Consider the following 262-nt stretch of genomic DNA (forward strand, 5'->3'; position numbering starts at 1 on the left):
CCTCGATGTTGTTAGCGCTACTCTATAGTTTGTTCTTATTGGCGACGCGCCCTGTTGCTTCTGTACCTGTCTATGATTATCAGCCTGATATGATTAGCGATAGTCTTATCGTGGTAAGTTTCGTTAGTTTGGCATTGGTCATCGCCGTTCTGTTAGAGCTGCCTTATCCGTATTGGGCCGCGATGAGCTGTTTTATTATCATCCAAGGTATGCAGCTACGAACCATGTGGATCAAACAGTTGCATCGATTATTAGGTACGTT

The 262-nt window shown here is 44.3% G+C and carries 1 protein-coding gene; it reads left to right on the plus strand.

The window, feature by feature from the left end; translation table 11 throughout:
* Positions 1 to 262: FUSC family protein (locus SB772_RS42335; protein WP_410838814.1), on the plus strand; the 262-nt coding region annotated here is incomplete at both ends.

Source organism: Paraburkholderia sp. SIMBA_030, assembly GCF_046535245.1.
Lineage (GTDB): Bacteria > Pseudomonadota > Gammaproteobacteria > Burkholderiales > Burkholderiaceae > Paraburkholderia.